The sequence below is a fragment of the Stenotrophomonas sp. GW821-FHT09E08 genome (genome assembly GCF_059416125.1).
The window spans coordinates 184,019-202,258 of the sequence record NZ_JBWKOO010000001.1 but is presented as its reverse complement, the minus strand read 5'-3'; the positions used below and the strand labels follow the sequence as shown (position 1 = coordinate 202,258).

Annotated in this window: 15 protein-coding genes; 5 read left to right on the top strand and 10 right to left on the bottom strand. The window is 66.5% G+C overall.

Annotated features, from left to right (window positions below):
• Nucleotides 1-17: 17 nt before the first annotated feature.
• The gene (locus tag AC07M7_RS00970; RefSeq protein ID WP_004150868.1) at nucleotides 18-962 is read right to left on the bottom strand and encodes a LysR substrate-binding domain-containing protein; all 945 of its coding nucleotides are present in this window, start codon (nucleotides 960-962) and stop codon (nucleotides 18-20) included.
• 116 nt (nucleotides 963-1,078) lie between these two features.
• Between AC07M7_RS00970 and AC07M7_RS00965 the strand changes: the two genes are divergently transcribed.
• Nucleotides 1,079-1,951: a DMT family transporter gene (locus AC07M7_RS00965; protein WP_046983154.1), complete on the top strand. Its 873-nt coding sequence runs from the start codon at nucleotides 1,079-1,081 to the stop codon at nucleotides 1,949-1,951.
• A gap of 563 nt (nucleotides 1,952-2,514) precedes the next feature.
• Here the strand turns inward: AC07M7_RS00965 and AC07M7_RS00960 are convergent.
• Complete coding sequence (locus tag AC07M7_RS00960; protein ID WP_495206549.1) at nucleotides 2,515-3,417, bottom strand: peptidylprolyl isomerase; 903 nt, start codon at nucleotides 3,415-3,417, stop codon at nucleotides 2,515-2,517.
• Nucleotides 3,418-3,539: 122 nt separating this feature from the next.
• Here AC07M7_RS00960 and AC07M7_RS00955 point away from each other — a divergent pair, with 122 nt between their 5' ends.
• The 3 genes from AC07M7_RS00955 (at nucleotide 3,540) to AC07M7_RS00945 (ending at nucleotide 6,471) form a co-directional block, all read left to right on the top strand.
• Nucleotides 3,540-5,027, top strand: coding sequence for a HEAT repeat domain-containing protein (locus tag AC07M7_RS00955; RefSeq protein ID WP_495206548.1), 1,488 nt, complete (start codon nucleotides 3,540-3,542; stop codon nucleotides 5,025-5,027).
• A gap of 92 nt (nucleotides 5,028-5,119) precedes the next feature.
• Nucleotides 5,120-5,485, top strand: a complete 366-nt coding sequence (locus AC07M7_RS00950) for a PadR family transcriptional regulator (RefSeq protein WP_004150914.1) — start codon at nucleotides 5,120-5,122, stop codon at nucleotides 5,483-5,485.
• Entirely contained in the window at nucleotides 5,482-6,471 is a 990-nt protein-coding gene (locus AC07M7_RS00945; RefSeq protein ID WP_495206547.1) for a sensor domain-containing protein, read from the top strand. Before AC07M7_RS00950 ends, AC07M7_RS00945 begins: the two co-directional genes overlap by 4 nt.
• Nucleotides 6,472-6,577: 106 nt before the next feature.
• Here the strand turns inward: AC07M7_RS00945 and AC07M7_RS00940 are convergent, their stop codons facing one another.
• Complete coding sequence (locus AC07M7_RS00940; RefSeq protein WP_065722413.1) at nucleotides 6,578-7,885, bottom strand: polyhydroxyalkanoate depolymerase; 1,308 nt, start codon at nucleotides 7,883-7,885, stop codon at nucleotides 6,578-6,580.
• A 93-nt stretch (nucleotides 7,886-7,978) separates the two neighbouring features.
• Nucleotides 7,979-8,569: a class I SAM-dependent DNA methyltransferase gene (locus tag AC07M7_RS00935; protein WP_046983149.1), complete on the bottom strand. Its 591-nt coding sequence runs from the start codon at nucleotides 8,567-8,569 to the stop codon at nucleotides 7,979-7,981.
• A 147-nt stretch (nucleotides 8,570-8,716) separates the two neighbouring features.
• Here AC07M7_RS00935 and AC07M7_RS00930 point away from each other — a divergent pair, with 147 nt between their 5' ends.
• Nucleotides 8,717-9,172 carry a CopD family protein gene (locus AC07M7_RS00930; RefSeq protein WP_253077652.1) on the top strand — a complete coding sequence of 152 codons (456 nt, stop codon included), beginning with the start codon at nucleotides 8,717-8,719 and terminating at the stop codon, nucleotides 9,170-9,172.
• A 483-nt stretch (nucleotides 9,173-9,655) separates the two neighbouring features.
• Here the strand turns inward: AC07M7_RS00930 and AC07M7_RS00925 are convergent, their stop codons facing one another.
• The 6 genes from AC07M7_RS00925 to lpxA all read right to left on the bottom strand — a co-directional run bounded on the left by AC07M7_RS00925 (nucleotide 9,656) and on the right by lpxA (nucleotide 18,233).
• A complete protein-coding gene (locus AC07M7_RS00925) occupies nucleotides 9,656-10,615 on the bottom strand; it encodes an acetyl-CoA carboxylase carboxyltransferase subunit alpha (RefSeq protein WP_012510504.1) in 960 nt (319 codons plus the stop codon).
• Between the two features lie 113 nt (nucleotides 10,616-10,728).
• Nucleotides 10,729-11,598 (bottom strand): hypothetical protein, encoded by an 870-nt coding sequence (locus AC07M7_RS00920; RefSeq protein WP_495206546.1) that lies wholly within the window; start codon nucleotides 11,596-11,598, stop codon nucleotides 10,729-10,731.
• Nucleotides 11,599-11,663: 65 nt separating this feature from the next.
• Nucleotides 11,664-15,254, bottom strand: a complete 3,591-nt coding sequence (gene dnaE, locus AC07M7_RS00915; RefSeq protein WP_253077650.1) for a DNA polymerase III subunit alpha — start codon at nucleotides 15,252-15,254, stop codon at nucleotides 11,664-11,666.
• Between the two features lie 260 nt (nucleotides 15,255-15,514).
• Complete coding sequence (rnhB, locus tag AC07M7_RS00910) at nucleotides 15,515-16,189, bottom strand: ribonuclease HII (protein WP_046983145.1); 675 nt, start codon at nucleotides 16,187-16,189, stop codon at nucleotides 15,515-15,517.
• A complete protein-coding gene (gene lpxB / locus AC07M7_RS00905; protein ID WP_046983144.1) occupies nucleotides 16,186-17,445 on the bottom strand; it encodes a lipid-A-disaccharide synthase in 1,260 nt (419 codons plus the stop codon). The genes rnhB and lpxB overlap by 4 nt, the downstream gene beginning before the upstream one ends.
• Nucleotides 17,442-18,233 (bottom strand): acyl-ACP--UDP-N-acetylglucosamine O-acyltransferase, encoded by a 792-nt coding sequence (lpxA, locus tag AC07M7_RS00900; protein ID WP_012510508.1) that lies wholly within the window; start codon nucleotides 18,231-18,233, stop codon nucleotides 17,442-17,444. Before lpxA ends, lpxB begins: the two co-directional genes overlap by 4 nt.
• Between the last annotated feature and the right edge of the window lie 7 nt (nucleotides 18,234-18,240).

Sequence of the window (18,240 nt, the reverse complement as noted above, 5' to 3'; positions counted from 1 at the left end):
ACCGGGTGAGGGCACGGTCAGCCGGCTGTGGGCATGCGCCCCAGCAGGCTGTCCGGCAGCGCCGGGATTGGCGTGCGTTCGTCCTGGGCCTGTTCCAGCAACCAGTCGATGAACAGGCGCGCGGCCGGGCTCGGCGCTTGTCCTTCGGCATGCACCACGTAGTAGGCATAGCGTGCCTTCAACGCCGGGCCAGGCAGGCGCAGCAGCTCATAGCGTTGCAGATAGGGCTGGGCGACATGCGTGCGGGCCAGTACCGCGCCCATGCCGTACACCGCCGCACGCATCGCGTCGGTGCTGTCGGCGAAGGTGTGCATCGGCGGCATGGGCGAGGGCGGACGTACACCGGCGTGGCGGAACCAGTCGCGCCAACCCTGCGGTGACAGATCACTGAGCAGCGGCAGCTCGGCGATGCGTGCCGGGTCCTGCAGCGTTTCGACCCCGGCCAGCGCCGGTGAGGCGACCGGGAACAGGTTGTCGTCCATCAGATGCTGCGCATGCAGGCCGGGCCATTGGCCCAGGCCGTAGCGGATGCCGACCTCTGGCCCGTTGTCGTCGTAGCGGTCCAGGCCGCTGCCGGTGTGCAGCTCGATGCGTATGTGCGGATGGGCCTGGGTGAAGCGCGGCAGCCGTGGCAGCAGCCAGCAGTAGGACAACGAGCGCAGCGTGGTGATCCGCAGTGGCACGCTGTCGGCGTCAGGCTGCAGATGATGGGCGACCGCAGCCACATCAGCGAAGGCCGCACTGGCGGCATCGGCCAGCTGCCGTCCCTCGGCGGTGAGGCGAACGCCTCGCGCATGACGCAGGAACAGCCGGGTCTCCAGCACCTCTTCCAGACGGCGCACGTGGTGGCTGACCGCACTGGCGGTCAGGTGCAGCTCCTGCGCGGCCTGGGCGAAGTTCTGGTGGCGCGCGGCGACCGCGAACACGGCTAGTGCCGGCAGCAGGGAAGGACGTAGCAACATGTCGAGCCTCAAACCATATTTGTGGCTGGCAGCGATACTACGCGCTTGTGTGGCGGTCGTCTGCGGCCGATCCTGTGAGGCCGGACGAGGAATGCAGTGATGGTTGGAGAACGGATATGAATGCGGTGCCACAGGCGGCCGAGCGCGACTGGCGCACGCCGCTGGAATTGACCCTGCTGGGCGCCATCTGGGGCTGCTCGTTCCTGTTCATGCGGGTGGCGGTGCCATCGTTCGGCCCGTTCGCGCTGGTCGAGGTGCGGCTGGTGCTGGGCGCACTGGTGCTGCTGCCATTCCTGTGGCAAGCGCGGGCGCAGTTTCCGCCGCGGCGCTGGCTGTGGCTGGCACCGATCGGCCTGGTCAATTCGGCATTGCCGTTCGTGCTGTTCGCCTACGCGGCCGAGCGTGCACCGGCAGCGATCGGCGCGATCTGCAATGCGATGACGGTGCTGTTCGCCGCGTTGATCGCCTTCCTGTTCTTTGGCGAGAAGATCGGTGCGCGGCGTGCGGGTGCGCTGCTGGTTGGTTTTGCCGGCGTAGTGGTGTTGGCCACGGCCAAGATCTCGGGCCTGAGCATCGGTACGGCCGTGCTGGCCGGTGCGGCCGCTTCGCTGTTGTACGGTCTGGGCGTGAACCTGGTGAAGAGGCACATGACCGGATTGCCTTCGGCTGCGGCGGCCGCCGCCACGCTGTCGTGCGCCTCATTGTGGTTGCTGCCGATGGCGCTCACCCATCTGCCGCAGGGCCCGATCCCGGGCAAGGCCTGGGGCGCGGCAATCGCGCTGGGCGTGGTCTGTACTGGATTCGCCTTCCTGATGTTCTATCGTCTGATCGGCCGCATCGGCCCGTCGCGTGCATCGACTGTGACCTATCTGGTGCCGTTGTTCGGCGCAGCGTTCGCGTGGCTGTTCCTGGGTGAAGCGGTCACGGTGCAGATGTTGATTGCCGGTGCGTTGATTCTGGGGAGTGTGGCGGTGAGTCAGAAGGGCTGAGGTGTTTTGCACGTGGTGCGTGCTGAAGGCGCTTCATTGTTCATGGGCGTCACTTTTCTTTTCGCGCGAAAAGAAAAGTAACCAAAAGAAACGCGCCGCCAGGTCGTGAGCCGCCGTGCTTCGCACGTCGGTCCCCTGCGCTTCTCGGTGAATCAGGGGACAGTGCCGAACTCGCTACGCTCAGACATCGGCACCTCTTCGCCCCTGATTCCCCTGCGATGCTCGGCTCGCTCAAGGCGGATCCACATCAAAGGCCACAGCTGCACCCAGTAGATCCACGCCATGCGTGGATGCTTTTGCGGTTGATCTTGACCTTCCAGTCCGCCTTGAGCGAGCCGAGCACCGCAGGTCCGGCGAGGGCGAAGAGGCGCGGGTGTCTGAGCGTAGCGAGTTCCCGCGCCGTCCCTCGACGGGCCGAGGAGCACAGGGCACCGGTGCGCAGCATCGGCTCGCGGCTGGCGGAACGTTTCTTTTGGTTACTTTTCTTTGCGTACAAAGAAAAGTAACGCCCATGAACAGTGACGCACCTTCAGCACGCGCCACGCGCAGAACCCGCGACGGCGTTACTTCACCGGCACCGGAATATTGCAAAGATCGATATGCCCCGCCGGGCGCTTGTAGAAATCATCCACGCGATTGCGTCGCGCCTCCACCGTATCGGCGAAGGTCTTCGAGTCGGTACGCAGTACCTGGATCGGTGTGCGCTCGGCCGCCGGCACGTCGCTGGCGCGGCGGATCGACACGATCGGCGTGCGCAGCTTCGGGTCGGCATAGAAACCCATCGGCGCCGGTCCGCGCGGGGTCGCGCTGAGCAGTTCCATGCCCTTCAGCACGCGACCGACCAGAGTGATGTTGCGGTCCAGCTGACGCGGCGACTGGCCGGTCACCACATAGAGTTCGGCACCGATGCTGCTGTCCTCTTCGTTGCTGCGGCCCGCGCCCAGCATGCCGTAACAATGCGCCAGCCAGGCCTTGCCGGCCTGCGGGTCCTGGCCGACCGGGAAGCCGTCGACGAAACCGGTCTGCGCGGCCCAGCCATCGCGATCCGGCAGCACGCTGACCTTCAGGCCAGCGCTGGCGCGCTCGAACTCGGCCGGCAGCTTGCGCGCGGCACTGCCGAACGGCTTGGCCTTGGCCGCGTCATCGGCGTCGGCATCACCGAACTGCACCACGAAGTTGTCCTGCGAACGGTAGATGCTGGTGCCGTCCCAGAAGTGTTCGTGGGCGAAGGTCTGGATGTTGGCGACATGGCGCGGGGCGAATTGCGGAGCCAGCTCGATGATCACCCGTCCGGCCGGCAGGTCCATGTACAGCAGGTTGGCCGGGTCCGGCGTGCGCCAGTCGCTGGCCGCCGAGGCGTCGAGGATCTGCTGCGGGCTTCTGTAGGGCGAGGCCGCGCTGGCCATGGCGGGCAGCAGGCAGGTCAGGGCGAGGGCGGTCAGGGCAAGGCGTCGACGGTGCGGCATGGGATCCCCGGAACATGAACGAGGGTCTGATTCTGCGCGAGAGTACGCGCCTGCGCCACGGTGGCGTGCTGGCCCTGTCCATGCAGGTGCGGCACGATGGCCATTGTCCTTGATGGAAGCAGATGATGGTGATACCGCATCCGGAAGCGCCCGAAGCCGCACTGCGCGCGATGATCGACCAGATCCTGAAGGGGTTCGTCGATGAGGGGGTGGATCGTCTGCATTGGTTGCAGACGCTGTCGCCACGAGGGTTGTTCGATCTTGATGAGCGTCGACGCAGCTGGTGGGCCCCCAACGGCGATGGCCTGCTCGACTGCCTGAAGGCCTGCGCAGCGCCGCCGGTCGATGTGCAGACGGCGGCACTGTTCCTTGCGGGCTCGGACGGCAATGGTCACACGCGCGAGGCCGCGTTGCAGAAGATGCGCTCGGTGCCCAGCCATCTGACGTTGTCCTGTGCCTTGCTCCGCTGCAATGATTGGGTGGCCGAAGTGCGCGCGGTAGCGCGGGATGTTGTGATGTCCCTGCTCGAGCAGTGTGCTGTGCACCACGTGCTGAAGGCTTGGCCGATCGCTGTCCGCTTGCGCGATGCACAGCGCGTGCAACGGGAGTGGCTCGACGGCGGCCTGTTCGCTTGGCTGTCGTCGCCAGCCGCTCACCCCGTTCTTGAAGGGCTGCTGGGCCACCCCGAGGCAAGAACCCGGCTGGCCGCCTTCACCATCGCCCTGCAGATCCATCCAGACCCGGAGGAACTGCGCTCGCTCGCGCTGCTGGACAACAGTCCGCAAGTCTCGCACCTGGCACTTACACATCTCTTGGCGAACGGCGTGCCTGGGGAGATCGAAGAGAAATGTGTCGTGGCGTTGGCCGCGCCGTCCAGCGGGGTGCGTGCCGGCGCGTTGCGGGCACTGGTCGAACGCAACGTGCCGGGTCTCGATGCACACATCGAAGCTGCCGCATTTGACCGCTCGCGCAGCGTGCGCAGATTGGCGGCGTGGCTGCTTCAGCAGCGCCATGCTCCCCCCGCGATCACGTTGTGGCGCGATGAACTTCAGCAGCGTACCCGCGGGCGCTGGCGCGAGGCATTGGAAGCGTTGGGCGACCACGCCGAAGCTGCAGATGCGACCGCGCTGCGCGCGTTGTTGCCCCAGGTGTCGGCGCGCCATCGACGCAGCTGCCTGCGCGGTTGGCTGAGGGCTGGGGACGGCGCCAGTCTGGAATGGTTGCGTGCCGCACTGGAAGAGCCTGGGCGGACAGTGAACGAGCTGCTGGCCCGTGCGACGCCCCTGTGGGCCGGCGAGCTGGACCCGGTCCGGCTGGTGGCGTTCTGCCACGATGGTCCTTCGCACGTGGCACAGGTCGGCCTGCTGAGCCAGTTGCGCAGACTGCCCCTTTGGCAGCACCTCGATCTGCTGCTGGACGCGGTGCCGCAGCGCGAGGATGAGCGGGCTTGGCACCTGCGACTGGTGGAGAACTGGCTTCGGGCGGGCCAGCATTACTCACCACTGGGGGCCGCGCGCCGTCAGACACTGGTCAGCCGGCTAGAAGAGGGCAGGCACACGCTGCCGGAGGCGGCCACCGCGCAGGTGCTGGAGGCGATACGTCGGGCCTGAATGCGCCTCGCCAACCGTCAGAGTGACTAACGACACATTCGCTATACCGAACTTCGCACTACTGTGGACTTCAACGTAGTGGAGGGCCGGTCATGTCCGAGGACGATGTCCACCTGAAGAAGTTCCAGAAGGAGCTCAGCGCCGGAACCGTGTCGCTGGCCCTGCTGGCAGTGCTGGCCCGGGCCGGCGAGCCGCTGTACGGCTACCTGATTGCCAAGGAGCTGGAGCGGGTGGGCGAGGGCGTGCTGAGCGGCAAGCAGAGCGCGCTGTACCCGGTGCTGCGGAACCTGGAGGGTGCGGGCCTGCTGGAAAGTCATGTGGAGCCGTCCAGCAGCGGGCCGCCGCGGCGCTACTACCGCATCAATGAACGTGGCCGCGAGGTGTTGGCGCAATGGCGCCAGGCGTGGCAGGCCACCCGCGATTCCGTCGATTCCGTGTTGGAGGGGGTACCACAATGAACGACCCGAGCCTGGCAGGCAGTGCCCTGCCGACCACCATTCCGCAGTATCTGGCGCAGCTGCGCGCGGCACTGGAAGGCGCCGACCCGGCGATGGTGCAGGACGCACTGTACGACGCCGAGGAGTATCTGCGCTCGGAGCTGGCGGCGCAGCCCGGGCGCAGCGAGACCGAAGTGATCGTCGACGTCGCCGGCAGCTATGGCGCACCGGATGAAGTGGCCGAGATCTACCGCGAGACCGAAGTGACGGTGAATCGTGCGTTGCGCTCGCCGCGTGCGGATACCGCGCCGATGCTGCGTGCGGCCGCGCAAGCGAGCGGCGTGGAGCCTGCCGCGCCGCCGCCGACGCCGGTGCAGCGCTCGCTGCTGGCGCGTTTCTTCGGCGTGGTGGCCGATCCGCATACCTATGGCGCGCTGTTCTACATGCTGCTGTCGCTGGCCACCGGCATCTTCTTCTTCACTTGGGTGGTGACTGGTCTGTCGCTGTCGCTGGGCCTGCTGATCCTGATCATCGGCATCCCGCTGACGGTGCTGTTCTTCGGCTCGGTGCGCGGGCTGGCGTTGCTGGAAGGGCGGCTGGTGGAAGCGCTGCTGGGCGAGCGCATGCCGCGTCGTCCGCGCTACACCGACCGCAGCCGCACATGGCTGCAGCGCATCGGCGACATGTTCACCGATGGCCGCACCTGGCTGACGCTGCTGTACTTCGTGCTGATGCTGCCGCTGGGCATCATCTACTTCACCATCGCGGTGACGCTGCTGTCGCTGTCGCTGAGCCTGATCTGGGCGCCGGTCGCGGCGATCTTCAGTGGCGACATCCCCGGCGTGTACATCAACGACGTGAACGTGTTGCCGATGGCGGCCTCGCCGCTGGTGGCGATCGCGGTTGCCGCAGTGGGTGCGCTGCTGCTGGTGCTGACCCTGCATCTGGCACGCGGCATCGGCAAGCTGCATGGCTTGATCGCCAAGAACCTGCTGGTGCGGCTGTAAGCGGGAATCCACGCTTTGGTAGGTGCCAACCTTGGTTGGCACGATCCATCGGATATCGGGATTCATGGTAGAGCGCCAACCAAGGTTGGCATCTACCAGGGGCGAGTTACCCCGCCTTGCGGCGCAACGGGGTGACGTTGCTCTTCTTCTTTGAGGCCTTCGCCGCCGGTGCTTCGGCATGCGCGGCGAAGAAATCGCGCACCTTCGGGTACACCACTTCGCGCCAGCGACGGCCGCTGAAGATGCCGTAGTGGCCGGCGCCTTCAACGATGAAATGCTCGCGACGGTCCGCGCCGATGCCAGTGCACAGCGCCTGCGCCGCTTCGGTCTGGCCGAGGCCGGCGATGTCGTCCAGCTCGCCTTCGATGCTCAACAGTGCGGTATCGCGGATCGCCGACGGATCGACCTTCTCGCCGTTGACCACCCACTCGCCACGCGGCAGCAGGAAGTCCTGGAACACCACGCGGATGGTATCCAGGTAGTACTTGGCCGGCATGTCCAGCACGGCGTTGTACTCATCATAGAAGTTGCGATGAGCGTCGGCGTCTTCCAGATCGCCCTTGACCAGGTCGGTGTAGAAATCCCAGTGCGAGCTGAAGTGGCGGCTGGGATTCATCGACAGGAAGCCGGCGTGCTGCAGGAAGCCCGGGTACACGCGACGGCCGGCGCCGGGATAGCTGGCCGGCACGGTGTGGATGACGTTGTTCTCGAACCACGACAGCGGGTTCTGCGTGGCCAGGTTGTTGACGGCGGTCGGACTGCAGCGCGCATCGATCGGACCACCCATCATCACCAGCGTGCGCGGCGTAGGTTCACCACGGCTGGCCATCAGCGAAACCGCCGCCAGCACCGGCACGGTCGGCTGGCACACGCTCACCACGTGCAGGCGCTCGACGCCGAGATGGCGAATGAACTCCTGGATGTAGGCGATGTAGTCGTCGAGGCCGAACTCGCCTTCGCTGGCCGGCACCATGCGTGCGTCGACCCAGTCGGTCACATACACGCGGTGGTCGCGCAGCAGGGTGCGCACGGTGTCGCGCAGCAGCGTGGCGTGGTGGCCGGACAGCGGCGCCACCACCAGCACGAACGGCTGGTTGAGCATGGTGTGCAGCTGGTCGGCTTCATTGCTGTGGCGCTTGAAGCGCAGCAGCTTGCAGAACGGCTTGCTCACTTCCTCGTGCACGACGATCGGCACGCGCTCGCCTTCGACATCGATTTCGTTGATGCCCCATTCGGGCTTCTCGTAATCCTTGCCGATGCGATGGAACAGCTCATTGACGGCCGCCAGTCGATCGGCACCGGGCATCTGCGACCACCAGTGGCCCGGGGTGGCGAAGAACTTTGCGTTGGCCTGGGCCTGGTGCACCCAGGGGGCGAGCAGGTTGCGGGTCAGTTCGTGCAGTTGATAGAGCATGCCGACCGAATATGTATGGTCATATGTTGCCGCGCAGCATATCCCATCCGGGTGTCCCGCAGGTTAAGTTGGCTGAAAATAATGAATCCGGATTCACATCCGCTCCAACGCCGCCGCATCGCCTGCCAGAGCGGGGCCGAGCCAGCAATGCGACCCTGCCGGCTGCATGCCCTGCCGGGCCAGTTCACGCCGGTACCAGCGCGCCGGGCGGGCCTGGAAGCCATCGTGGTCGCCTTCGAACGCATCCTCGGCGGCGAAGGTCTCCAGGAAGGCCACGCCCGCGGTCAGTTCAGCCACGCCGGCCAGGCCTGCGCGCAGTTCGCGATTGGGTACGTAGTGCATCACGTCCGAGCAGATCAGCAGGTCGACCGGGGCACAGGGCCGCAGCCAGGCGAAATCACCGAAGCTGGCCAGGTGCAGGTTTCGGGTCCGACCGTAGCGGCGCACAGCGTACTCGCTGCTGTCGAAGCCGAGGTATTCGACCTTCGGACGCAGCTTCAGCAGCGGTGCGCGCCAGGCGCCTTCGCCACAGCCGATATCCAGCACGCTGCGGATCGGCCGTTCCAGGTAGTACTCGGCGCTGGCCACGGCCAGAGCGACCTTGCGCGCCAGTCGAGCGCTGCCGCCGATGTCGGCGCTGCGGTACCAGCGTTGGAAGTAGGCGGCGTCGTAGGTCTTGTCCATGGGTCGGTCGCAGTGGTGAAAACGGCGCTTATCGTACGGCGTTGCGGCGTGCCATGCGTCGATGTGTCGCGGCGCTGGCGCGAGGGGTGGCCAGGCCACGGCATGCGAGAATGGCCGCCAACCTACGCCAGCCGCCGGAGCGAGCGCATGCAGAGCTACTACTGGGTCAAGACCTTCCACATCGTGTTCGTGGTGGCGTGGATGGCGACGGTGTTCTACCTGCCGCGCATTCTGGTGAATCTGGCCGAGACCGCTGGCCAGCCGGCGGTGACCGAGCGCCTGCAGCTGATGGGCCTGCGCCTGTACCGCTTCGGCCACTCGATGTTCGGCCTGGCGTTCCTGCTGGGTCTGGTGCTGTGGCTGGGCTACAGGGTCATCCCGGATTTCCCGACCATGGTCGCCCCCGGTGGCGCTGGTTGGCTGCACGCCAAGCTGGGCCTGGTAGTCTTGCTGCTGGCGTATTTCATCTGGATCGGGCGGCTGCTGAAGGGCGTGGCCAAGGGCAGGGCGCTGCCGTCGTCGCGCGCGCTGCGCTGGATCAACGAGATCCCGCTGCTGGCCTTCATCCCGATCGTCTGGCTGGTGCTGGCCAAGCCGTTCTGAGATCTGGAGCTCTCGAACATGTCACTTTCTTGCTCGTGCAAGAAAGTAACCAAAGAACACGCCGCCGAACGTGAGCCGGTGCTACGCACCGGTGCCCTGTGCTTCTCGGTGAATCAGGGGACGGCGCCGAACTCGCTGCGCTCAGACATCGGCGCCTCTACGCCCCTGATTCCCCTGCGATGCTCGGCTCGCTAAAAGGCGGACCCAACGTCAAACGCCACACCTGCACCCAGTAGATCCACGCCATGCGTGGATGCTTTTCGCTCTGCTTTCCCAATCCGCCTTCAAGCGAGCCGAGCACCGGAGGTCCGGCAAGGGCGTAGAGGCGCGGATGTTTGAGCGTAGCGAGTTCCGCGCCGTCCCTTGGCGGACTGAGGAGCGCAGGGAACCGGTGTGCAGAGCACACCGGCTCGCGGCTGGCGGAGCGTTTCTTTTGGTTACTTTTCTTTTCGCGAAAAGAAAAGTAACGCCTCGAGCAGAGGCTCAGGCCGCTTCGTACGTGCCGTAGCTGCGCAGGCGGGTATAGCGCTGTTCCAGCAGCTGCTCGGTGGACAGCTTTTCCAGCGCATCCAGCTCGTTCAGCAGTACCGCCTTCAAGCGCTTGGCCATCTGCGTCGGGTTGCGGTGGGCGCCACCGGTCGGCTCGCGCACGACCTTGTCGACCAGGCCCAGGCTCTTCAGGCGCGGGGCAGTCAGGCCCAGCTGCTCGGCCGCGTCCTTCGCCTTGCCGGCGTCCTTCCACAGGATCGAGGCGCAACCTTCCGGGGTGATGGTCGAGTAGACCGCATATTCCAGCATCACGGTGCGGTCACCCACGCCCAGCGCCAGCGCGCCGCCGGAGCCGCCTTCGCCGATCACGGTGCAGATGATCGGCACCTTCAGCTCAGCCATCTCGATCAGGTTGCGCGCGATCGCTTCGGACTGGCCGCGCGATTCGGCGTCGATGCCCGGCCAGGCGCCGGCGGTATCGATCAGGGTCAGCACCGGTAGGCCGAAGCGCTCGGCCATCTTCATCAGGCGCAGCGCCTTGCGGTAGCCCTCCGGCTTGGGCATGCCGAAGTTGCGCTTGATCTTTTCCTTGGTGTCGCGGCCCTTCTGGTGGCCGATCACCATCACCGAACGGCCGTTGATGCGGGCCAGGCCGCCCATGATGGCCTTGTCGTCGGCGAAGGCACGGTCGCCGGCCAGCTCCTGGAACTCATCGAACATCACGCGGAGGTAGTCGGCGGTGTACGGGCGCGACGGGTGACGGGCCAGCTGCAGTACCTGCCACGAGGTCAGGTTGCGGAAGATCTGCGCGGTGCGCAGGCGCAGCTTGTCCTGCAGCGCGTGCACTTCCGCCTCGACATTGACCGCCGGCCCGGCGCTGGCGTTGCGCAGTTCCTGGATCTTGGCTTCCAGGTCGGCGATGGGTTGCTCGAAGTCGAGGTAGTTCGGATTCATCGGAAGCCGTCGTGTAAAGAAGGGGGGAATTCTAGCCGAATGCGTGCAAAGCACCCGTACGCCTTCGTCTGGAAGGCGACGGTAGCGCAGCCGGGCAGGGCGCGCCAGTCAGCTCAAGGCACCACCAGCGCGCTGCGGCCCATCAGCTGGCTGCGCTGGGAAACGAAGTCGTTGTAGGCCTCGTTGGCCTCACGGCCCAGCCCACTGCCCAGAGTGGCGGTGGCCGAGGTGAAGGCCATCTGTGCGGCGAAGTCCTGCTTGCGCAGGGCCTTCTGTTCATCGGCGGTGGTCGCCTTCAGCCAGCGCGCATAGACCTCGCGCAGCGGCGCGGCATGCGCCTCGAAGGCCGGCACCAGCGCCGGCAGGCTGGCCGGGGCCGGTTCCAGGCCGAACGTCGGGGCCACGTAGCCGGCCGGCTGCTCGCGCTTGAACGCGCCGGGCTCGCCCATGCCTTCTTCCACGTAGGTGATGAAATCCGGCGCGGTGAACACCTTGGCCACGATCTGGCCGCCGCTGGAATCGACGTGGGCGACCACCTTTTCCTTGGGGAACGGTTCGCGCACGCCGTAGGTCCAGGTCTTGTCGATGAACAGTTCGTGGATCTTCTCGAACGGGCCTTCGAAGTCGACGCCGCCCAGCTCGATGCCGGCCTTGCCGGTGCCGAAGTTCTTCAGCTTGCTCTCGTCGGTGACATAGATCTCGCGGGCGACCACGTACTCGCTCAGGGTCGGGTTGATCAGCCCGCCACGACCGTCGACGTAGACGATGAATCGCACATCACCGAGCTTGTCGGTGTGCAGGCGATGCTCGCCCACGGCCAGCGAAATCGGGCGCGAGCCCTGTGCGGCCACCGGCAGGTCCTGGCCGTCGATGCTCAACGCCAGCGGCGTGTCGGTCGGGTTGTCGATCTGGAACTCGATCTTCGACGGGGAGCAGGCGGCCAGTGCGAGCGCAGCGGCGAACGGGAACAACAGGGTCTTCATCGGTAATCGTCCTTGATACTTGGAACGGGGAAATCAGAAGTTTCAGGAAAACCAGAGAGCCAGCCTCAGCTGGCCCATGGCGGGCTGTAGCGCACCTTCAGCGTGCGCACGGCCGGGTCGGCGCGCAGCGCCTCCATCAGCTTGGAATCGATGCGTACCGCGCTCTGCCCGGACACATCGAGCATGCCGGCGACGCCGCCGTGCGGCCCTTTCAGCAGCAGGTCCAGGCGCAGCGGCGTGCGGCCGGGGCGGTGGCGGTCGAGCAGGGCGTCGATGCGCTCCCATACCGGGCGCTGCTGGCGCAGGTCCAGGCGCAGCGACAGCCGCGTGGCGTAGTTGGCGCAGACTTCGTCGAAGTCCCAGCACTGGCGGATGCGCAATGCGAAACCGCCGTTGAATTCGTCCTCGCGCAGGCCACCCTTGACCACCAGGATGCGGTCCTTGGTCATCAGGTGGCCGAACTCGGCCATCGCGTCGGAGAACGCGCTGCACTCGACGCGACCGCGACCATCTTCGAGCTGGATGAAGATCTGGCTTTCACCCTTGCGGCGCACGCCGACCACCTGGCCTGCCAGCACCGTCTGCACTTCAGGTCGCCAGCGCTTCTCCCCGCCGCCACCGCCACCGCTGTTGGCGCTCCAGATCTTTTCCACTGAACCCAGGTCAGTACCGACCAGGTCGCGCACATCGTCACGCCAGGGGTCGAAGGGGTGGCCGCTGAGGTAGAAGCCCAGCGTGTCGCGCTCGCCATTGAGGCGCTGCAGCAGCGGCCATTCCTCGGCTTCGGGAAGGTCCAGCTGGATGGTCACCGTGCTCGGGTCGGGGCCACCGAACAGCGAGTTCTGGCCGGAGGCACGCTCGCGCGCCATCTGCTCGGTGGCCTTGATCACTTCCGGCAGCTGCAGCATCAACGAGGCGCGATTGCGGCCCAGCTCGTCCAGCGCGCCGCAGTTGATCATCGCCTCCAGCGTGCGCCGGTTGAGCTTGGCCGAACCGACGCGGGTGCAGAAGTCGAGCAGGTCCTTGTAGTCGCCGCCCTTCAGGCGTTCGTCCACCACCGCCTCGCAGGCACCCTGGCCGACGCCCTTGATCGCGCCCAGGCCGTACTGGATGGTGTCCGGGGTGACCGCTTCGAACATGAAGGCCGAGTGGTTCACCTTCGGCGGCAGCACGGTCAGGCCCAGGTTGCGTACTTCGTCCAGGAAGCCAACCACCTTCTCGGTGTTGTCCAGGTCCGAGGACAGCGTGGCCGCCATGAACTCGGCCGGGTAATGGCGCTTGAGCCAGGCGGTCTGGTAACTGACCAGCGCGTAGGCGGCGGCGTGCGACTTGTTGAAGCCGTAGCCGGCGAACTTCTCCATCAGGTCGAAGATCGCGTCGGCCTTGGCTTCGTCCACGCCGTCCTTGGCCGCACCTTCGCGGAAGATCTCGCGGTGCTTGGCCATTTCGGCCGGCACCTTCTTGCCCATCGCACGGCGCAGCAGGTCGGCGCCGCCCAGCGAGTAGCCGCCGACGATCTGCGCCATCTGCATCACCTGCTCCTGGTACACCATGATGCCGTAGGTGTCCTTCAGGATGGCTTCGGTGCGCGGATCGGGATAGATGATTTCTTCCTGGCCGTGCTTACGCGCGTTGAAGGAAGGAATCAGGTCCATCGGGCCGGGGCGGTACAGCGACACCAGCGCGATCAGGTCTTCGAACCGGTCGGGGCGCGCGTCCTTCAGCAGGCGCCGCATGCCCGAGGATTCGAACTGGAACACCGCGCCGGTATTGCCGTTGGCGAAGATGTCCTTGTAGGTGGGCGTGTCGTCCAGCGGAATCGCGGCGATGTCCACCGGCGGAATGCCGGCGCGCTCATGGCGCTTGTTGATCGCCTTCACCGCCCAGTCGATGATGGTCAGCGTGCGCAGGCCGAGGAAGTCGAACTTCACCAGGCCCACTTCTTCCACGTCGTTCTTGTCGAACTGGGTGACCGGGTTCTTGCCGAGCCCGTTCTCGTCGTGTTCGGCGTACAGCGGGCAGAACTCGCTCAGCGGCTCGGGACCGATCACCACGCCACCGGCATGCTTGCCGGCGTTGCGGGTCAGGTCTTCCAACTGCAGCGCCAGGTCGATCAGGTCGCGGACATCGTCCTCGGTTTCGTAGCGCTGGATCAGTTCGGCCGAGGCCATTTCCGAGCTGGGGCCTTCCTTGCCCTTGCCCAGCGCATCCTTCAGGTGGATGCCGAGGATGTTCGGGATCAGCTTGGAGACGCCGTCGACCAGGCCGTACGGGAAACCGAGCACGCGACCGGAGTCACGCACCACTGCCTTTGCGGCCATGGTGCCGTAGGTGATGATCTGGCTGACGCGCTCGCGCCCGTACTTGCGCGCGACGTAGTCGATCACCTCGTCGCGGCGGTCCATGCAGAAGTCGATGTCGAAGTCGGGCATCGACACGCGTTCCGGATTGAGGAATCGCTCGAACAGCAGGTTGTACGGCAGCGGGTCCAGGTCGGTGATCTTCAGCGCCCACGCCACCAGCGAGCCGGCACCCGAACCACGGCCCGGGCCGATCGGGATGCCCTGGTTCTTGCCCCACTGGATGAAGTCGGCAACGATCAGGAAGTAACCCGGGAAGCCCATCTTGATGATGGTGTTGAGCTCGAACTCCAGGCGTTCGAAGTACTCCTCGCGGGTCTTGCCCGGCGCCAGCGGATTCTTCTCCAGGCGCTCTTCCAGGCCGTCGCGCGACATCTTCTGGATCCAGGTGTCCAGGGTCTCGTCGTCGGGCACCGGGTAGTTGGGCAGGAAGTAGGTGCCCAGCCGCATCTCGATGTTGCAGCGTTCGGCCAGCGCCAGCGTGTTATCGATCGCATCGGGGATGTCGGCGAACAGCGCGCACATCTCCTCGGCCGACTTCAGGTACTGCTGGTCGCTGTACTCGCGCGGGCGCTTGGGATCGTCCAGCACGCGGCCGGTGGAAATGCATACGCGCGCTTCGTGCGCGCTGAAATCCGTCGGCGACAGGAAGCGCACGTCGTTGCTGGCCACCACCGGCAGGCCACGCTGGCCGGCCGCCATCAGTGCGAACTGGTTGAAGGTTTCTTCGCCTTCGCGGCCGGTGCGGGTCAGCTCCAGGTGCAGGCCGTCGCCGAACACGCGTTGCCAGTCGGCCAGCTGCTGCTCGGCCAGTTCATGCTTGCCGTCCAGCGCCAGGCGCCCGGCCAGGCTCTGCCGGCCAGCGAGTGCGAACAGGTTGGCGTTGCCGGCCTTCAGCCAGTCCGGGTGGATTGCAACGCCGCCTTCGGGGCGATGGCCTTCCATCCAGGCGCGGGTCAGCAGGCGCGACAGGCTCAGGTAGCCCTCGCGGTCGCGGCACAGCAGCGTCATCCGCCACGGGTCCTGCCCGTCCTCGGCGATCAGCACATCGGCGCCGGCGATCGGCTTGATGCCCACGCCTTCGGCCGCCTTGTAGAACTTGACCAGGGCGAACAGGTTGTTGAGGTCGGTCACCGCCAGTGCGGGCAGGCCAAGCTCGACCGAGCGCGACAGCAGGTTGGCCTGCTTGGCCTTCTTCGGGTCGGCCTGATCGGGTTTGGCCGGCACGCGGATGGTCGAGTCCGCCAGCGAGAACTCGGTGTGGACGTGGAGATGTACGAAGCGGGAGTTGGACATGCCGGACCAGGTTGGAGCGCGCGGGCCCCGGGTGCTGACGGGGGAATCGTCGCCGGGGTCGGGAAGCGCTGGAGTGCCTGGTCAGGGTAGCGAGGGCAGGGGGTGGCGACAAGGCTTGACGGTACGGCGATTGCGCGCATGCCGCCGGGCATGGCCCGGCGCTACCGGATGCGTTCATATTGCCGTGTACGTGGATTTCCCGGTCGCCGGGTGCGTCCACGCTGCCGTGGTAGCGCCGGGCCATGCCCGGCGGCCGTTGTTCAGGCGATCGCGATGGCGATGTCAGCCGCCGCGGGCGGCGTTTCCAGGCACTCGCGCACCGGGGCGAAGCTGCGCCGGTGCTCCAGGCAGGGCCCGTGCTCGCGCAGGGCGGCCAGGTGGGCGGGGGTGCCGTAGCCCTTGTGCTGCTCGAAGCCGTATTGCGGGTGGAGGGCATGCACGTCCAGCATGTAACGGTCGCGCGAAACCTTGGCCAGGATCGAGGCCGCCATGATGGCGCGGTCGATGCCGTCGCCTCCGACCAGCGCCTGTGCCGGCAGCACCAGGCCCTTCGGCACCACGTTGCCATCGATGCGGGCGAAGCCCGCCACATGGGCCACGGCCGCAACCACGTCGCGCATACCCTGCAGGGTCGCCTGGTAGATGTTCAGGCGGTCGATGGTGTCCACGTCCACCAGCACTACGTGCCAGGCCAGCGCCCGTTCGATGATGCGATCATGCAGTTGCTCGCGACGGGCCGCGGTCAGCTGCTTGGAATCGTCCAGGCCATTGATGCGTGGCCGCGATGGATCGAATACCACCGCCGCCACCGCTACCGGCCCGGCCAGCGGGCCACGGCCGGCTTCGTCGACGCCGGCGACCAGGCGCTCCGGTTCGATCACCGCGCCGCCGTCGAACAGCGCCAGGCTGGCCGCTGCGGCGTGGCGGCGGCTCATGCCTGGTCCTGTTCGCGCATCAGCAGTTCGCCGACGGCGTCGGCGGCGCGGGCCGAGGCATTGCGGCGCAGGCGCTCATGCAGGCGGGCATAGGTGCCCTGCAGATCGGTCACCCGCTGCGGGTGGTCGAACCATTGCTGGACCGCAGCCGCCAGTTTGTCCGGCGTGCAGTCGTGCTGCATCAGTTCCGGCGCCAGGTCCTGGCCAGCCAGGATGTTGGGCAGTGCGAAACGGTCCACCTTGATCAGACCCAGCGCCTTGACCAGCCGGTAGGTCAGCTCGTTGACGCGGTAGCCGACCACCATCGGCCGTTTCACCAGCATTGCTTCCAGGGTCGCGGTGCCGGAAGCCAGCACAACCACGTCGGCGGCGATCATCGCGTTGCGGGCCTGGCCGTCGAGCACATGCGAGTACGCCACCGGCAACGCCGAGCGCGACAGCTGCTCTTCGATCAGGCGCTTGCAGGCTGGGTTGGCGGCAGGCACCACCACATGCAGGCCGGGGATGCGCTCGGAGACCTGCCAGGCGGCCTCGAAGAACGGCTCACCCAGCCGCGAGATTTCACCCAGGCGGCTGCCCGGCAGCACCGCCAGCACCTTGGCCGAGGTCGGCAAACCCAGTGCGGCACGGGCTTCCTCACGGTTGCCGTGCAGCGGAATGTCATCGGCCATCGGATGACCGACGAAGCGCGCGTCGACGCCGTGCTTGGCATAGATCGGCGGTTCCATCGGGAACAGGCACAGCACCAGGTCGGCACTGCTGCCGATCTTCTCGGCGCGCTTCTCGCGCCAGGCCCAGACCGAGGGGCTGACGTAATGCACGGTGCGCACACCACGCTGCTTCAGCCAGCGCTCGATACCGAGGTTGAAGTCGGGGGCGTCGATACCGATGAACACATCCGGCTGCCAATCCAGCGCACGCTGGCGGAACGCCGAGCGCAGCTTCAGCAGGCGTGGCAGGTGGCGCAGTACTTCGGTCAGGCCCATCACCGCCAGTTCGCTGGCATCGTGCCAGGTCTGGCAGCCGGCGCTGCGCATCGCATCGCCGCCGATGCCGGCGAATTCGGCATTCGGGAAGCGCGCCTTCAGTTCACGCACCAGGCCTGCACCGAGCAGGTCGCCGGAGGCTTCACCGGCGACGAGGGCGATACGCAGTGGGCGCTCGCTGAGCACCCGCTGCGCAGGGACGCTGCCGGCCATCGAGGCCAGCGGGATCACGGCGGCGCTGGCCGGCGCCTGGCCGGTCGCGTTGCTCATCGCAGCAACGGCCTCTCGGCGTGCTCGATGAAGTCCAGCATGGCCTTCACGTCATCGCTGCCGCGCGCCTGTTCGGTCAGCTGCTGCTTGGCCTCGGCCAGCGGCAGGCCGGCCACGTACAGCGTGCGGTAGGCACGCTTGATGGCGGAGATGCGCTCGGCATCGAAGCCACGGCGCTTCAGGCCTTCGCTGTTGATGCCTCGCGGGCGCCCCAGAGAGTCGGTGCCGACCATGGTGAACGGCGGCACGTCACCGTTGGTCAGCGCGCCCATGCCGAGGAAGGCATGCGCGCCGATGCGGCAGAACTGGTGGGCACCGGCGAAGCCGCTGATGATCACGTAGTCGCCCACGGTCACGTGGCCCGCCAGGGTGGTGTTGTTGGAGAACACGCAGAAGTTGCCGACATGGCAGTCGTGCGCCACATGCGTGTAGGCCAGCATCCAGTTGTCGTTGCCGATGGTGGTGATGCCACCGCCACCGCCGGTGCCGCGGTTCACGGTCACGAATTCACGGAACACGTTGCGGTCGCCGATCACCAGCTCGGTGCGCTCACCAGCAAACTTCTTGTCCTGCGGTTCGCCACCGATCGCGGCGTGGCCGACGAAGCGGTTGTCGCGGCCGATCCGGGTCGGACCGTGGATGCTGCAATGGGGGCCGACCACCGTGCCGGCGCCGATTTCCACATCGGCACCGATCAGGGTGAAGGCGCCCACCTGGACGTCATCGGCCAGGCGCGCGGCCGGATCGATGACGGCGGTCGGGTGGATCCGGGGTGCGTTGTCAGTCATTCCTGCC

Bases quoted from the DNA above. Each gene is read 5' to 3' on its own strand.
- AC07M7_RS00970 (WP_004150868.1), bottom strand. From the start codon at position 962: ATGTTGCTACGTCCTTCCCTGCTGCCGGCACTAGCCGTGTTCGCGGTC.
- AC07M7_RS00965 (WP_046983154.1), top strand. From the start codon at position 1,079: ATGAATGCGGTGCCACAGGCGGCCGAGCGCGACTGGCGCACGCCGCTG.
- AC07M7_RS00960 (WP_495206549.1), bottom strand. From the start codon at position 3,417: ATGCCGCACCGTCGACGCCTTGCCCTGACCGCCCTCGCCCTGACCTGC.
- AC07M7_RS00955 (WP_495206548.1), top strand. From the start codon at position 3,540: ATGATGGTGATACCGCATCCGGAAGCGCCCGAAGCCGCACTGCGCGCG.
- AC07M7_RS00950 (WP_004150914.1), top strand. From the start codon at position 5,120: ATGTCCGAGGACGATGTCCACCTGAAGAAGTTCCAGAAGGAGCTCAGC.
- AC07M7_RS00945 (WP_495206547.1), top strand. From the start codon at position 5,482: ATGAACGACCCGAGCCTGGCAGGCAGTGCCCTGCCGACCACCATTCCG.
- AC07M7_RS00940 (WP_065722413.1), bottom strand. From the start codon at position 7,885: ATGCTCTATCAACTGCACGAACTGACCCGCAACCTGCTCGCCCCCTGG.
- AC07M7_RS00935 (WP_046983149.1), bottom strand. From the start codon at position 8,569: ATGGACAAGACCTACGACGCCGCCTACTTCCAACGCTGGTACCGCAGC.
- AC07M7_RS00930 (WP_253077652.1), top strand. From the start codon at position 8,717: ATGCAGAGCTACTACTGGGTCAAGACCTTCCACATCGTGTTCGTGGTG.
- AC07M7_RS00925 (WP_012510504.1), bottom strand. From the start codon at position 10,615: ATGAATCCGAACTACCTCGACTTCGAGCAACCCATCGCCGACCTGGAA.
- AC07M7_RS00920 (WP_495206546.1), bottom strand. From the start codon at position 11,598: ATGAAGACCCTGTTGTTCCCGTTCGCCGCTGCGCTCGCACTGGCCGCC.
- dnaE (WP_253077650.1), bottom strand. From the start codon at position 15,254: ATGTCCAACTCCCGCTTCGTACATCTCCACGTCCACACCGAGTTCTCG.
- rnhB (WP_046983145.1), bottom strand. From the start codon at position 16,189: ATGAGCCGCCGCCACGCCGCAGCGGCCAGCCTGGCGCTGTTCGACGGC.
- lpxB (WP_046983144.1), bottom strand. From the start codon at position 17,445: ATGAGCAACGCGACCGGCCAGGCGCCGGCCAGCGCCGCCGTGATCCCG.
- lpxA (WP_012510508.1), bottom strand. From the start codon at position 18,233: ATGACTGACAACGCACCCCGGATCCACCCGACCGCCGTCATCGATCCG.